Annotated in this window: 12 protein-coding genes; 9 read left to right on the top strand and 3 right to left on the bottom strand. The window is 47.7% G+C overall.

Annotation, left to right across the window (positions count from 1 at the left end; translation table 11 throughout):
* Positions 1-34: 34 nt before the first annotated feature.
* Together PPHA_RS07675 and PPHA_RS07670 are read left to right on the top strand one after the other, a co-directional pair.
* Positions 35-376 (top strand): type II toxin-antitoxin system RelE/ParE family toxin, encoded by a 342-nt coding sequence (locus PPHA_RS07675; RefSeq protein WP_012508286.1) that lies wholly within the window; start codon positions 35-37, stop codon positions 374-376.
* 2 nt (positions 377-378) lie between these two features.
* Positions 379-1,470: a HigA family addiction module antitoxin gene (locus PPHA_RS07670; protein WP_012508285.1), complete on the top strand. Its 1,092-nt coding sequence runs from the start codon at positions 379-381 to the stop codon at positions 1,468-1,470.
* 119 nt (positions 1,471-1,589) lie between these two features.
* Here PPHA_RS07670 and PPHA_RS15950 read toward each other — a convergent pair whose 3' ends face one another.
* Positions 1,590-1,739 (bottom strand): hypothetical protein, encoded by a 150-nt coding sequence (locus tag PPHA_RS15950; RefSeq protein ID WP_190273980.1) that lies wholly within the window; start codon positions 1,737-1,739, stop codon positions 1,590-1,592.
* A gap of 184 nt (positions 1,740-1,923) precedes the next feature.
* On the opposite strand from PPHA_RS15950, the gene PPHA_RS07665 reads away from it, so the two are divergent.
* The 6 genes from PPHA_RS07665 to PPHA_RS15945 all read left to right on the top strand — a co-directional run bounded on the left by PPHA_RS07665 (position 1,924) and on the right by PPHA_RS15945 (position 11,210).
* Positions 1,924-5,493, top strand: coding sequence for a DNA polymerase III subunit alpha (locus PPHA_RS07665; protein WP_012508284.1), 3,570 nt, complete (start codon positions 1,924-1,926; stop codon positions 5,491-5,493).
* A 106-nt stretch (positions 5,494-5,599) separates the two neighbouring features.
* Positions 5,600-5,929 carry a thioredoxin gene (trxA, locus tag PPHA_RS07660; protein ID WP_041526480.1) on the top strand — a complete coding sequence of 110 codons (330 nt, stop codon included), beginning with the start codon at positions 5,600-5,602 and terminating at the stop codon, positions 5,927-5,929.
* Between the two features lie 419 nt (positions 5,930-6,348).
* Positions 6,349-6,681, top strand: a complete 333-nt coding sequence (gene trxA, locus PPHA_RS07655; protein WP_012508282.1) for a thioredoxin — start codon at positions 6,349-6,351, stop codon at positions 6,679-6,681.
* 86 nt (positions 6,682-6,767) lie between these two features.
* Positions 6,768-7,703 (top strand): thioredoxin-disulfide reductase, encoded by a 936-nt coding sequence (gene trxB / locus PPHA_RS07650; protein WP_012508281.1) that lies wholly within the window; start codon positions 6,768-6,770, stop codon positions 7,701-7,703.
* 565 nt (positions 7,704-8,268) lie between these two features.
* Complete coding sequence (locus PPHA_RS07640; protein ID WP_012508280.1) at positions 8,269-10,941, top strand: cation-translocating P-type ATPase; 2,673 nt, start codon at positions 8,269-8,271, stop codon at positions 10,939-10,941.
* A 95-nt stretch (positions 10,942-11,036) separates the two neighbouring features.
* Complete coding sequence (locus tag PPHA_RS15945) at positions 11,037-11,210, top strand: hypothetical protein (protein WP_012508279.1); 174 nt, start codon at positions 11,037-11,039, stop codon at positions 11,208-11,210.
* A 116-nt stretch (positions 11,211-11,326) separates the two neighbouring features.
* On the opposite strand, the gene PPHA_RS07635 is transcribed toward PPHA_RS15945, so the two are convergent.
* The gene (locus tag PPHA_RS07635) at positions 11,327-12,508 is read right to left on the bottom strand and encodes a class I SAM-dependent rRNA methyltransferase (RefSeq protein WP_012508278.1); all 1,182 of its coding nucleotides are present in this window, start codon (positions 12,506-12,508) and stop codon (positions 11,327-11,329) included.
* A gap of 230 nt (positions 12,509-12,738) precedes the next feature.
* On the opposite strand from PPHA_RS07635, the gene PPHA_RS07630 reads away from it, so the two are divergent.
* Positions 12,739-13,596 carry a DUF4292 domain-containing protein gene (locus PPHA_RS07630; protein WP_012508277.1) on the top strand — a complete coding sequence of 286 codons (858 nt, stop codon included), beginning with the start codon at positions 12,739-12,741 and terminating at the stop codon, positions 13,594-13,596.
* A gap of 90 nt (positions 13,597-13,686) precedes the next feature.
* On the opposite strand, the gene PPHA_RS07625 is transcribed toward PPHA_RS07630, so the two are convergent.
* The gene (locus PPHA_RS07625; RefSeq protein ID WP_012508276.1) at positions 13,687-14,289 is read right to left on the bottom strand and encodes a superoxide dismutase; all 603 of its coding nucleotides are present in this window, start codon (positions 14,287-14,289) and stop codon (positions 13,687-13,689) included.
* Between the last annotated feature and the right edge of the window lie 118 nt (positions 14,290-14,407).

The raw sequence follows: 14,407 nt of genomic DNA, 5'->3' as shown, positions 1-14,407 counted from the left end.
AGTAGTAAGTGTTCATAATTTTATTAAATTATTGATGGACATTTCGTTTGAGGGTAAAGATCTGAGGAAATATGCAAATGATGATCGTTTGGCAGTGCGTAAACTTGGGTCGAGAAGAGCGGAGCTTTTCAAGCAACGGCTCGATGATCTGAGAGCAGCAGAAACTCTTGAAGATGTCCGCCACCTCCCGGGACGATATCATGAATTGAAAAATAATCGTAAAGGTCAATGGGCATGTGATCTGGATCAGCCTTACAGGTTAATCTTTGAACCTCATGAAAACCCTGTTCCTGAGACTGATCATGGTCAATATATCTGGCTAAAAATAAGGGGAGTTGAGATCGTTGAGATAGAAAATTATCACAAAGAGGGTTGAAAATGTCGAAGCGTAATGAATATATCCCGCAAACGGTGACCCATCCCGGGCTGACGTTACGGGAAAAGCTGGTTGAACTGGGTATGAGCCAGAAAGAATTTGCCGTGCGTACCGGAAAACCAGAGCAGACCATTGTCAAAGTTATCAATGGAGAGAGCTCTCTTACTCCCGATATGGCGGTGCAGTTTGAATCAGTACTTGCCATCCCCGCCAATTTCTGGCTGAAGAGGCAGCAGAACTATGATGAAGCGGTTGCAAGGGAAAAACGCCGGGATCTATTCATCTCTGGAATTGATTGGGCTCGTTCATTTCCCTGCGCGAAAATGACTCAACTGGGTTGGTTGCCAAAAACCGAAGAGGAGGAGCAACAAGTTGAGGCGCTCTTATGTTTTTTTGGAATTTCCGGCCATCAGGCCTGGGAAGACTTTTATTGTGGTCTCAAGCTGAAGGTGAGCTTTCGAATATCGTTAGCCCACTCTCGTGAGCCCTTTGCAATTTCTGCATGGCTTCGTCAAGGTGAGTTGGAGGCTGCGAAGCTCGTTGCCCCTTCGTTTAATGCAAAAACGTTTAAAACAAATCTTGGAAGCATCAAAAAAGTCATGGCAGGGCATCCTGATGATTTTTTCCCGCTTCTGCAGCAGCTCTGTTTAGAGGCGGGGGTAAAGGTTGTTTACACACCGTGTCTGCCGAAAGCCCCGATTCATGGTTCAACCCGCTGGTTGCACGATAACATCCCATTGATTCAACTCTCAGCACGGTATGACCAGAATGACCGATTCTGGTTTACCTTTTTTCATGAAGCAGGCCATATTCTTTTGCACGGCAGAAAATATATATCACTGGAAGATGATTGTTTCGATGCAGAGGATAAGGCGAAAGAAGATCAAGCGGATGCTTTTGCCGTACGATGGACTTTTTCTGAAGAAGAGGAGCGGGCTGTTATTGAGTCTGGAGCATTGACGGAAAGCGAGATCATTGATTTTGCACAAAAATTCGGCACACATCCAGCTATGATCATAGGACGATTCAATCATAAAAAATTGCTTCCTTACCACATTGGTCGTCACTTTATTCAGCCTGTTCATTTTGACTGATCGTTTTAACCAAATGACGTCCATATACCGTCCATATACCGTTGTACTCTACCCAATCACCTCAGACTTATCCCTCGGCATGTCATCCGCCGGGAGGAACCTCACGCTTGTTCTATCGCTCAAGGATGCTTCCGCTCCAAAAACCACGCAGCCTCAAACCAGTTCTTCGTTGAAGCCAGCTCAATATTTTTCAGGTGAAACACATCAGCCTCCGCCTCAACCCGCTCAGCCGCCAGGTAGAGGACAGAGACCCCAAAACTACCCGGCACCGGGCGTATCACTGATGTTAATGCAGTGAACGTCCTCTTTCAGAAGAGAATAATAAATTCACCCTTCAAAAGTTTACTCTCTTCATTTCCTTGTTTATCTTGATTTTCGGGAATATTTCCAAAGTATAGGGGTGGTTCAGAAAACGGAAATATTGGAATTTAAGGATGAAGGATCGTTATCGATATGGATTTTATACATTTACATGCTCATACGCATTATTCGATGCAGAGCAGTCCAATTTTTCCGGATGAAATTTTTTCTGCTGCGGTAAAGTTTGGCATGAAGAGTGTTGCGGTTACCGATTATTGCGCAATGTTCAATATGCCGGAGCTGTTCAGTGAGGCAAAAAGTGCCGGGATCAAGCTCATTATCGGCAGCGAGTTGTTACTGCTTGAAACCGATGCTCACCAGCATAGTCGTATTCCTGTCTCTCCTTCGCTGGTGCTTCTGGTTCAGAATGATGCGGGATATCGCAATCTCTGTATTCTGCTTTCACGTGCGGCGAGGGAGGGGTTTGTTAATGGTATGCCGCATATTGAAAGCCGTCTGCTTGAAAGCTGTCATGAGGGTCTGATTGCTCTTTCTGCTTATTCTGCAGGAAGAATAGGTCGGGCGCTTCTTGCCGGGGCCACGGATGAAGCTGAAACGTTTGCGGCCTACTATAAACAGATTTTTGGGGATCGCTTCTATCTGGAATTGCAGCGCCATAATACCCCTTTTGATGACAAGCTTAATGAGCAGACAATTGCCCTGGCGGAAAAATTAGGGATTGAACTTGTCGCTACCAACAATGTCCACTATCTCGAAAGAAAGGATGCTGACTGTTACCGGGCGATGGTTGCCAACCGCACCAAGGAGAAGCTCTCGAACCAGAATCTCCAGGCTCTTGCAGGAAGCGACCATTATCTGAAATCTTCCGGGGAGATGAGCGCTCTCTTCAGTGATGCACATCGGGAGCTGAGTAATACGGCGCTGATTGCCGGGAAATGTTCTTACAGTTTCAGTGACAAAGAGCCTATTTTGCCCCATTTTCCTCTTCCTGAGGGGTTTGAGAGCGAGTTTGCCTATCTCCGTCATCTGACACTGGAGGGGGCAAAGGAGAAGTATGCTGACGCGGATGCTGATGGTATCAGCGCTGAGGATGTCCGCGCGAGAATCGAGCTTGAGCTTGGTGTGATCGAAAAGATGGGGTTCAGTTCCTATTTTCTTATTGTCAGTGATCTTATTGCGGCTTCCCGGCGTCTTGGCTACTCTGTAGGACCGGGAAGGGGATCGGCTGCCGGGAGCATTGTTGCCTATCTGACTGGTATTACACGGATCGACCCGCTCAAATACAAGTTGCTGTTCGAGCGGTTTTTAAATCCCGAGCGTTCCTCAATGCCGGATATCGATATCGATTTTACCCCTGTCGGCAAGCAGAAGGTGCTTGAGTATACCGTTGAAAAATATGGTACGGAGAGTGTCGCAAAGGTTATTGCGATTGGTACTTTTGCTGCCAAGGCGGCTATCAGGGATGCTGGAAGGGTGTTGGAGGTTCCGCTGCCCCTGGTCGACAAACTGGCTAAACTGGTGCCTGTCAAGCCGGGTATTACGCTTGAAAAGGCATTGAGTGAAGCGAAGGAGATGCAGCAGTTTGCCGAAAGCACGCCGGAACTCCGAGAGTTGATCCGCTATGCCCGTGCTCTTGAAGGGAGGGCGCGGAATGTTTCCATGCATGCGGGCGCTGTTGTGATTACTGACGGGCGGCTTGAGGAGCAGGTTCCGCTTTATGTTTCAAACAAGATTGAAACTGAGGTGCGTAAATTTGCTGATGAGATTGATCTTGATGAACCCGATCATGTCAGGGGAAAGGCTTCTGACGGCAGCGAGGAGAAGCAGGTTGTTACCCAGTTTGACAAGAACTGGATTGAAACATCCGGACTGCTCAAGATTGATTATCTCGGACTTGAAACCCTGGCGGTTATTGATGAAACGCTCAAGATGATCAAGCGGCGCCACAACCTTGATATTGAGCTTGAAAAAGTTCCCATGAACGATCGCAAAACGTTCAGGATTTTTCAGGAGGGGAAGATGGCCGGTATTTTCCAGTTTGAGTCGTCGGGGATGCAGAGCTATATGACACGCCTTCAGCCGACACAGATTGGTGATATCATCGCCATGAGCGCACTCTATCGTCCGGGGGCCCTTAATGCAAGAATTGATGAGAAGCGGAATGCTGTCGATCTTTTTGTTGATCGCAAGCATGGCCGTGAGGCGATTGATTACATGCATCCCATGCTTGAGACGATTTTGAAAGAGACCTACGGCGTTATTGTCTATCAGGAGCAGGTGATGCAGATATCTCAGGTTATGGGTGGTTTTTCTCTTGCAAAGGCGGATAATCTGCGCAAGGCGATGGGAAAAAAGAAGCCTGAAATTATGGAGAAGTACAAGGCTGATTTTGTTCAGGGAGCCATCAAGCAGGGGGTACACGATACACTTGCCACAAGGGTTTTTGAACTTATGGCTGAGTTTGCCGGTTATGGGTTCAATAAAAGCCATTCGGCGGCTTACGGGGTGCTTGCATACTGGACGGGGTATCTGAAAGCTCATTACACGATTGAGTTTGTGACGGCTGTCCTGAACAGCGAAATTGGTGATATTGAGCGGATGAAACATTTGACCGATGAGGCCAAAAGTTTCGGTATTTCGACGCTGCCACCCTCGATCAATAAAAGTGATGCGCTTTTTGCGGTTGAAGATGCTGGCGGACGTTCGTTTATCCGTGTGGGGTTGAGCGCCATCAAGCAGGTTGGTGCGGCTGCAAGGGCGGTTGTTACTTCAAGGCTTCGCAGAAAGCGTGATTTTGTGAATTTGTTTGATCTGGCGGCATCGGTCGATTTGAGGGTCATGAATCGCAAGGCGCTGGAGTGTCTGATTCTTTCGGGGGCATTTGACGAGATCGACCAGCATCGTGCCCGCCTTCTTGCCAATGTTGACAAGGCGTTTAAATTCGGACAGATGCAGAATCGCTCCGTGACGCTGGGGCAGTGTGGCTTTTTTACTGCTGAGGAGGGGGCGGAGCTTGAGGAGGCGCACTATCCTGACATGGATGCAGCCGAGATGATGCCCGAGGCTGAAAAGCTGTTGCATGAAAAGAAACTGGTCGGTTTTTACCTGAGCCATCATCCACTTTCACCCTATCGTCGTGACTGGCAGGCTTTTGCAACGCTGCAGCTTGATGCCAAGGAGGTTGTTGCGGCAAAACAGTATAAGGTACTTGGTCTCATTGTATCGGTGAAACCCTATCAGGACCGCAAAGGCAAGCAGATGCTTTTTGGCATTATTGAAGATTTTACCGGCAAAGCGGATTTTACGGTCTTTGCCAGTCTTTATGAGCAGTATGGCCATTTGATAAAACCTGAAGAGGTCTTGATGCTCGTTGCTGAAGGAGAGGTGAGTGGAGGTATGCTTAAATTGCTTGTCCGCGAGATTATTCCGATCAAGAAGGTAAGGAACGCTCTCGTTAAAAAAGTTGTCCTTAAAGTAGATGCTGATGATCAGTTGCAGATGGAAAAACTTGGCAGGGTTAAAAAAATTTTTGATGCGAACAAGGGTGGAACACCGGTCGAGTTTGAGGTAAAAGCGCAGTCTGGCGAAAATATTGAGACGATCAGTATTTTTGCCCGGAGTACTCCTATCGATGCCGGGGAGAGCACTATTGAAAAGCTTGAGGAGGTTCTTGGCCCCGATAATGTGAGGATTTCCGGGTAGGCAGATTTATTGATATATTTTTGTTACTTTCTCCACTGATCGATTGTAATTGATCATATCGCAATGAATGAGTTTGTATTTCTAATTTAAAATGGTGTATAAAAAAATGAGTGGAAAATATCTTGTGGCAACCGACCTGAATTTCAAAACAGAGATTCTTGATTCTGATAAAGTTGCGCTGGTTGATTTCTGGGCTGCCTGGTGTGGACCGTGCATGATGCTTGGACCCGTTATTGAGGAGCTTGCCGGTGATTTTGAGGGAAAGGCTGTCATTGCAAAACTCAATGTTGACGAGAATCCCAATACTGCTGCACAGTACGGAATCAGAAGCATTCCTTCCCTGCTTGTTTTTAAAAATGGACAGGTTGTTGATCAGATGCTTGGAGCTATGCCGAAAAACATCATTGCCAAGAAAATCGACGAGCATATCGGTTGATATTCTGATATCCAGAGCAGCGAAGCCTGTTATCCTGGTGCGCCAGTACCGATATGGCAGGCATTCACTGTAATCCAATTCTGAAAGAGCATCCATGTTTGAAAATGAGGTTTCCCGATACCATCATGATGGGTAGTGGATCTGTCCGTTACGGAGCAACTCTTTAAACCGGCAGGATTAGCTACAAACTGCCTGTCTGATTTCACTGGAAAATATTTTAGTCGGTTCGTTGCTTCTGATAGCGCTGGAAGAGATGTATTGATGCGATCTGTTTTAACGCAAGTGCTGGTAGTCAACAACGTCCCCCTGGTTTTTTAAGTTTTTTTTAAGGTTGCCTTCAGGATGCTTAAAGGTTTTCGCTGATATATTAAGATTGTCATGTTGGTGAAGCTGTTATTAATCCTTAAATCGACGAAAAAATGAGCGGAAAATATCTTGTGGCAACTGATCTGAATTTCAAGTCGGAGGTTCTTGATTCTGATAAAGTTGTGTTGGTTGATTTCTGGGCAGTCTGGTGTGGTCCTTGCATGATGCTTGGTCCTGTTATTGAAGAGCTTGCCGCTGATTATGCGGACAGGGCTGTTATTGCAAAACTCAATGTTGACGAGAATTCTGCTACTGCGGCCAAGTATGGTATCAGAAGTATTCCGTCTCTGCTTATCTATAAAAATGGTGTGGTTGTTGATCAGATGTTGGGGGCGATGCCGAAAAATATGATTGCCAAAAAACTTGATGAGTATATTGCCTCATAGTTTGAGAGTAATGAAACTGGTTACCACTGGAAGTGGCTCCGGGGGGTTGTTTTTCCTTCCTATAATTCCATCCTGAAAATAACATTATGGAGAGTAACGTTCGCGATATCATCATCATGGGAACTGGCCCTGCCGGGTATACATCGGCTATTTATATGGGTCGGGCAAATCTCAAGCCTCTGGTCATTGAAGGGTTTCAGCCGGGTGGTCAACTGATGATCACGACAGAGATTGAGAATTTTCCGGGTTTTCCTGAAGGTATCCGTGGTCCGGAACTTATGGCGAAAATGCGCGAACAGGCTGCAAAGTTCGGGACGGAGTTTGTTGGTGGCAGCGTCACTGAGGTTGACCTTTCAAGAAGCCCGTTTTGTTTGACTCTTGAAGATGGGCAGGAGTTTTTGACTCATGCGCTTATTGTTGCCACCGGAGCTAATGCCAAATGGCTGGGCATAGACTCGGAATCTCGTTATCGGGGAAAGGGTGTATCGGCGTGTGCGACCTGTGACGGATTTTTCTTCAGGGATTGCAAGGTCTTTGTGGTTGGCGGAGGCGATACGGCAATGGAGGAGGCTCTCTATCTGACGAAATTTGCTTCTCATGTAACTCTTGTGCATCGCCGTGAAGAGTTTCGTTCATCGAAAATAATGAGTCTGCGTACCCGGAAAAACCCGAAAATCAGTATGATGCTCAATGAGGTTGTTGATGAAATTCTCGGGGATGGGCAAAAGGTAACCGGAATCAGACTGAAAAATGTTCTGACGGGTGAGCTTACCGAGCATCCCTGCGATGGGGTTTTTCTTGCGATTGGTCATGCGCCAAATTCCGGGCTCTTCAAGGATCAGCTTGATTTGGATGATTATGGCTATATAAAAACCAAAAAGTCATCGACCGAAACCAATGTGCCGGGTGTTTTTGCCTGCGGAGATGTTCAGGACTTTACTTACCGGCAGGCAGTTACTGCTGTTGGTACCGGTTGTATGGCGGCTGTTGATGCCGAGCGGTTCCTTGAAACGATACGTTGAGTGGAGTCATGGCCGTATCGGGCCGGTATTGCTCCTGTAAGCTATTGTGAAAGCGTGTTATAATAGTCATAAAGTACCTGGTTGAAGTCGTATGCAAGTTCCTCTTGTGCGGCTTCCTCCCGGGAAAAACCTGCATCCCCTGATATTGATTTCGATCTCTTCGAGCATCTTCCTGATAAAAGCATTCCTCCGTGCTTGCATTCTCTTCATATCCTGATCCTGCCATAACTCTGCGGTATTCTGTTGTCTTTCAAGCTGGAATTTGAAAATCCTCATCTCCCGATCAGACCGCTTTAAGGATTTTTTAAGCTGCTCTTCAGGTTATTTTAAGGTTGGTTCCGATATCTTTGCAGTCGAATTATAGTTATGTATGACTATCCGATCGGAAACCAATAACAGGAGAGTATGATGAAATGTCCCGCATGTAATGGATTGATGAGAGTGGCTTCAGGAGAGGAGCCTGATAGGGATCTGCGGGAAATGAGGATGTCGTAAAGGGTGTTCAAGCATTCGGATCGTGTACTGTGTATATTTGTTTATGATTAACATGACGGGAGTTTAAAGGATGATGAATTCTGTATGGCATATGTTGAGGGTTGAAGAGCTGTTTGAGAAGCTGCATTCGACGCCTGGTGGTCTCAGTGTCGGCGAAGCTGCTTCCCGGCTTGCACGTTATGGGCCTAACCGGATTCAGGCTGAGCGCAGGGCCAGTCCCTGGAAGCTGCTGCTGGAGCAGTTTAAAAATGTACTTATCATCACACTTCTTATTGCTACGGCTCTTTCGGCTTTTCTTGGTCATGGGGTTGAGGCAATTGCTATTTCAGTTATTGTTTTGTTTGCCGTGCTGCTTGGTTTTGTTCAGGAGTTCAGGGCTGAACGGGCTATTGAGGCTCTCAGGGAAATGGCGGCTCCACTTGCAAAAGTAAGGCGTGAGGGTGAAGAGGTTTTGATCAATGCTTCGGAGCTTGTTCCTGGTGATGTGGTGATGCTTGCTGCTGGTGATCGTGTTCCTGCTGATGCAAGGCTGTTGCAGACCAATAATCTGCGAGCTGATGAAGCCTCACTGACAGGTGAGTCGTTACCCTCGGAAAAAGAGGTTGCTGCGTTGCTGCACGAAAATGCCGGCCCTGGTGATCGTAAAAACATGGTTTTTGCTGGTACTTCTGTCAGCTATGGTCGTGCTGTGGCAATGGTGGTTGCGACCGGTATGCAGACGGAGTTTGGCCGGATTGCCACTATGCTGCAGAGTGTTGAAACTGAAAAAACACCTCTTCAGAAAAATCTCGACAAGGTCGGATCGATCCTTGCTCGTGCCGCTTTTGTGATTGTGCTGGTTATTGTTGCTTTCGGAGTTTTCCGTGGCCAGCCATTTATTGAGATGCTTATTTTTGGAATTGCGCTGGCTGTGGCGGTGGTTCCTGAAGCTCTTCCTGCGGTGGTGACCATTTCGCTTGCTCTTGGTGTGCAGCGCATGGTTAAGCGTCATGCCCTCATGAGGCGCTTGCCGGTTGTTGAAACCCTTGGCAGCACGACCGTTATCTGTTCTGATAAAACGGGTACGCTTACCCGTGACGAAATGACCGTGCGTGCGCTCTATACCTCTGCTGTTCTGGTTGAGGTGAGCGGTTCAGGCTATAGTCCTGAAGGCTCCTTTACTGTTCCGGGTGGGGGTGATTTGCCGGAAAGTATGCAGGAATTGCTTTTGGCCGGTATTTTGTGTAATGATGCCCGGTTGGTGAAGAACGATGATGGTGGCTGGAAGATAGCCGGTGATCCGACGGAGGGGGCGCTGCTTGTTGTTGCCCGTAAGGCTGGTTTTGACGAGGGTGAGCTGCAATTGGCCAATGAGCGTCTTGATGAGCAGCCCTTCTCTTCTGAGACGAAACGGATGATTACCCTGCACCGGAGTGATGAGGGAATGAAGGCGGTCATCAAGGGTGCACCTGAAGTGTTGCTTGCTCACTGTAGTTCTGTCCGTATCGCTGGTGGTGTTCAGTTGCTTGATGATGCGATGCGAGAGGCTCTGCTTGCGGAGGCAGATGCTCTCGGAAAAAGGGCGCTGCGGGTGCTTGCTTTTGCTGTCAATCAGGTTTCGGAGGTTCGGGGGGCTGACGAAGGGATGACCTTTCTTGGGTTTGCAGGTATGATTGATCCGCCGAGGGCTGAAGCTGGAGAGGCGGTGCGTCAGTGCCTTGAAGCTGGCATTCGTCCGGTTATGATTACCGGAGATCATCCTTTGACGGCTGAAGCCATTGCCCGCGAGCTTGGGATTTTACGGGATGGAAGGGTGGTGACAGGCGTAACACTGCAGGCTATGAGTGAGGAAGAGCTTGGTCGTTCTATCGGTACCATTTCGGTTTTTGCGAGAGTAGCTCCGGAGCACAAGCTTCGTATTGTTGACGCGCTGCAGAAAAACGGTGAAGTTGTCGCCATGACGGGTGACGGGGTGAATGATGCTCCAGCCCTCAAGAAAGCCGATATTGGCATCTCGATGGGTATAACAGGCACCGATGTCTCAAAAGAGGCTTCAGCAATGATGCTGACCGACGATAATTTTGCCTCGATTGTGGCTGCAGTGGAGGAGGGACGGGGTATCTATGACAATATTAAAAAATATCTCACTTATCTGCTTTCCTCGAATATTGGCGAACTTGGCCTGATGGTTGGAGCAACACTCATGGGTATTCCCCTGCCTCTTTCTGCAGTACAGATTCTCTATGTGAACCTCGCTACCGATGGTCTTCCGGCTCTTGCGCTGGCTGTAGATCCGGCGGAACGTGATATTATGCTGCGCCAGCCGAATGATCCCAAAAAAGGGATTTTTACGCCTGCCATACTGGCCCTTATGCTCACTGGCGGGATTTGGTCGACGATTGTCAATCTTTCGCTTTTTCAGTTTGCCATTGCTTCAGGGCGTTCACTGAAAGAGGCCATGACGATGACTTTTGTGTCGCTTGTTCTCATCCAGTTTTTCAAGGCTTATAATTTCCGTTCTGAACGGGCCTCCATTCTTAAGCGTCCTTTTGCCAATAAATGGCTGAACCTTGCCATTGTCTGGGAGCTGGTAATGCTTGCTGCCCTTATTACCATTCCCGTTTTTCGTACTCCGTTTGGAACGTTCCTCCTGACGGCGGAAGACTGGGCCATTGTGATTGGTGCTGCCGCTTCGGTTGTGCCTGTTATTGAGTTGCTTAAATGGTTTCTGCGCAGAGGTTTTCTCGGGAACGGTCAGCAATGATTTTTCATCATGGCCGGATTATAACTTTTCCTCAATCGGTGCTACATTCAGGGAGTGGGGATTTTGTAACACCATAATCAAAAAGGGGAAATGCCATGGCGATCGATTCAAAACTGCAGCTTGCTGCAAATGCAATACAGGATGCGAAAAAACGGATGGAAAGAGCAAAAGATGATGCTGATGATGATTATGAAATTCGTCAGGCGATAAAAATTCTTGATGATGCTGCAGAGTATATACGGACTGCAGTTTCGGAACTTCCGAAGTAAGAGGCTGCGTATGCTTCTTTGTGCATACTGCTTGTTGCGGGAATAACTCGCCCGGCAGCCCGAAGGCTGCGTTATGGCGGAAGCGGGAGGAACTATGGAAAGAGTTCTCTCGCTTTTTAGCGTGTTACATAAAAGCAGGCAAACTTGAGGTAGCTTGTTTCCGGCATGGCAAGCAGTACGGGATGGTCGAAGGGTTGAGAGCTTTTGTGGATCAGCCTGAGCTGGCAACCGGCAGCAAGTGCGGCCTGATGCACGCTTTGCAGGAAGTCTTCTTCTGAAACATGATGGCTGCAGGATGCTGTTGCGAGGAACCCTCCGTTTCGGGTGAGCTGCAGCCCGAGTTTGTTGAGTCTTTTGTAGGCTTTGAGCGCACCGGGCAGGTTTTTTCGGCTCTTGGTGAAACTTGGCGGATCAAGGACGACAAGGTCGAATTCCTCTTTCGATTCAACCATCTGATCGAGGGTATCGAAGGCGTCTGCGGCAACAAGACTGTAGTCTGAAAATTTGTTCAGTTCTGCATTACGCTCGGCCCGCTGCAGTGCCTCTTTGGATGCATCAATCAGAATGGCTGAGCGTGCTCCTCCATAAAGGGCGTTAAGGGCAAAACCGCCATCATTGGTGAAGACATCAAGAACTTCGGCGCCTTCAGAGAACTTTCTGATCACTCGGCGGTTTTCGCGTTGGTCGAGGAAAAAGCCGGTTTTTTGACCTTCAAACAAATCGACTTCATAGGAGATGCCTGCGTCGTGAATGGTTTGTTTCGTTGCTGAGTGTTCGCCCCTGACAACATCTTTGTAGAGTGTAAGTCCTTCGAGCTCTCGTAACGGGGATTCATTGCGCACGATAATGACCTCAGGTTGCAACAGCTCCTGCAAGACATCGCAGATCAGTGGCAGGTGAATGTCCATGCCTGCCGAAAAAGCCTGCAGCACGATTGCCTTGTTGAAGCGGTCTACAATGAGTCCTGGAAGAGCGTCTGATTCACCATGCACAAGCCGGTAGGCATTGGTTTCATCACTGTTGTATATTTTTTCACGGAGTGTGAGCGCTTCACGAAATTTTTTGAGAAAAAAATCTTTGTCAGGCTCTTCGTCCTTGCGGCTCAGCAATCTTATCGAGATAAGTGAGTGGGGATTGTAGAAGCCTGTTCCGAGGAATTTTTTGTCGTGAGTGAAGAGCTTTACGGTTTCACCGGAAGCGATATCGCGGGGAAGGCTTGCGAGTTCATTGCTGAACACCCAGAGATGTCCTTTCTGGATCCGGTGGTGTTCTTTTGGCTTAAGATAGAGCGATTGCATGGCTTGAAAAATGTGTTGTGGTTTTGATAGCTCTGCATTTTACATTAACATGACCGTGGAATGTAAAACGCGATGGTTTCGCTTGCGAGTGAACGGCATTTTCTGTAGCGAAGCATCAAGCCCGGTGCTTTGCGGGCCTGTTGCAATGTGCAGCAAAAGCGACGAATCTCAAAGGAAATAAATGCATCTGTTGCTGCAGGGGTGGTGACTCATGGTAAAGGAGTGGAAAGATGAAGGGAAGGGGAGTACTCTTGTTGGTATTGTTTATGCTTGTTCTGGGTGGTGGCTGTGCCGATTTCAGAACGGTTGGCAGGCAGGAGATGCCTGTTGAGGAGACTGCGCTGATTGCTGAACATACGGCGCTTTATCGGGAAGTTGCAGAGGCATCGCCATTTATTCATTCGCTTGATGGTTATGCTGATGTCTGGATAAAAACTCCGAAAAGGCAAAATCGTCTCTTTTGCAATATCAGAATCAATCGGGGAGGCAATGCAAGAGTGATTGCCAGTGCAGGCCTGCTTGGATGGCCTGTGGCGGATATGTTTTTTAATGGTGATTCTCTCTATGTGCATGACATGCTCAATAATCGTCTTTTTCAGGGCCGTAACAATGAGACAAATCTTGAGAAAATTCTTGGAGTGAATTCAGGATATACTTTGCTGAAGGAGTCTTTGTTGGGGCTTGTGAAAATTCCGGAGCCGGCAAGTGCTATACAATCGGTGAAAAAAGGCTCAGGGTCGCTGCTCTTTACCCTTGCGACTCGTAAGGGAAGCAAGGAGGTGGTCATTGATCCTCTCAACAGAACCTTGACCGCTCTTCTTGTCAAGGATCGGAAGGGCAGAACAATAACGGAGATCCAGTTCAGGAATTTTGAGACCATTACGATTGAGGGTCGCAGCAAGCTGGTGCCAAAAGAGATCGGGATGGTGCTTTACAACAGCGGTGCAGATGGGCTTGGGGAGCATCAACTGCTGATCTCTTATGATGAACGGGTATTTAATCCGGAAAATCAGTCGATTCAGTTTCTGATGCCGAAAAAAGTCAAGGTGGTCAATCTTGATGATGCGGTGTTTCTGCCCTGGATGTAACTGGCCCTCATTGCCAGCGTTATGTGCAGGACAAAACCGGAGAGGGTGATCAATCTTTCCCCCTCCGGAACGTTTTATTTGATCTGTTTTTTACTGTGCAGCGCGGAAATTTTCAGCAGCAAATTCCCAGTTGAGCAGGTTGTCGATCACGGTTGCGACATAGTCGGGGCGGCGGTTCTGATAATCGAGGTAGTATGCGTGCTCCCAGACGTCAATGGTGAGGATCGGTTTTTGACCGCTGGTTGAAGGTGTTTGTGCATTGGCGGTTTTTACTACCTTCAGCGTTGTTCCATCAAGGACGAGCCATGCCCATCCACTGCCAAATTGAGTTGCGGCTGCGCTTTTAAGCTCTTCTTTGAATTTGTCGAAGCTGCCGAAATCTTCTGTAATTTTTGCTCCAAGTTCTCCGGAGGGTTCCCCGCCACCGTTGGGTGTCAGGCAGTTCCAGTAGAAGGAGTGGTTCCAGGCTTGTGCGCCGTTATTGAATATGCCGACTTTCTGCGGGTCGGCAGCGCTATGGGCTATGACCTCTTCAAGGCTCATGGTGTCGAGAGGTGTACCGGCGACAAGGTTGTTGTAATTGGTGATGTATGCAACATGATGCTTGCCATAGTGAAACCCAAGGGTTTTTGCGGAAATAAATGGTTCCAGTGCGTTCTCTGCGTATAAAAGTGCTGGTTGCTGATATGCCATAAAGCGATGTCATTTAGGGTTTAAAAAGATGCTTCACGTATGATTTGAAATGCTTAAACTTGCATTTGGGGGATTTAGTTTCTTTGCATTTTTCAAAATCGATTTTAATGGTCGAAAA

Origin of the sequence: Pelodictyon phaeoclathratiforme BU-1 (assembly GCF_000020645.1) — a bacterium.
In the GTDB taxonomy this organism is placed as follows: Bacteria; Bacteroidota; Chlorobiia; order Chlorobiales; family Chlorobiaceae; genus Chlorobium; species Chlorobium phaeoclathratiforme.
The sequence above is the reverse complement of the archived record's forward strand: the minus strand, read 5'-3'. Positions and strand labels throughout refer to the sequence as shown.

Coding starts and splice junctions, on each gene's coding strand:
- PPHA_RS07640 (WP_012508280.1), top strand. CDS start 8,269: ATGATGAATTCTGTATGGCATATGTTGAGGGTTGAAGAGCTGTTTGAG.
- PPHA_RS07675 (WP_012508286.1), top strand. CDS start 35: ATGGACATTTCGTTTGAGGGTAAAGATCTGAGGAAATATGCAAATGAT.
- trxA (WP_012508282.1), top strand. CDS start 6,349: ATGAGCGGAAAATATCTTGTGGCAACTGATCTGAATTTCAAGTCGGAG.
- trxB (WP_012508281.1), top strand. CDS start 6,768: ATGGAGAGTAACGTTCGCGATATCATCATCATGGGAACTGGCCCTGCC.
- PPHA_RS07665 (WP_012508284.1), top strand. CDS start 1,924: ATGGATTTTATACATTTACATGCTCATACGCATTATTCGATGCAGAGC.
- PPHA_RS07630 (WP_012508277.1), top strand. CDS start 12,739: ATGAAGGGAAGGGGAGTACTCTTGTTGGTATTGTTTATGCTTGTTCTG.
- trxA (WP_041526480.1), top strand. CDS start 5,600: ATGAGTGGAAAATATCTTGTGGCAACCGACCTGAATTTCAAAACAGAG.
- PPHA_RS07625 (WP_012508276.1), bottom strand. CDS start 14,289: ATGGCATATCAGCAACCAGCACTTTTATACGCAGAGAACGCACTGGAA.
- PPHA_RS07635 (WP_012508278.1), bottom strand. CDS start 12,508: ATGCAATCGCTCTATCTTAAGCCAAAAGAACACCACCGGATCCAGAAA.
- PPHA_RS15945 (WP_012508279.1), top strand. CDS start 11,037: ATGGCGATCGATTCAAAACTGCAGCTTGCTGCAAATGCAATACAGGAT.
- PPHA_RS07670 (WP_012508285.1), top strand. CDS start 379: ATGTCGAAGCGTAATGAATATATCCCGCAAACGGTGACCCATCCCGGG.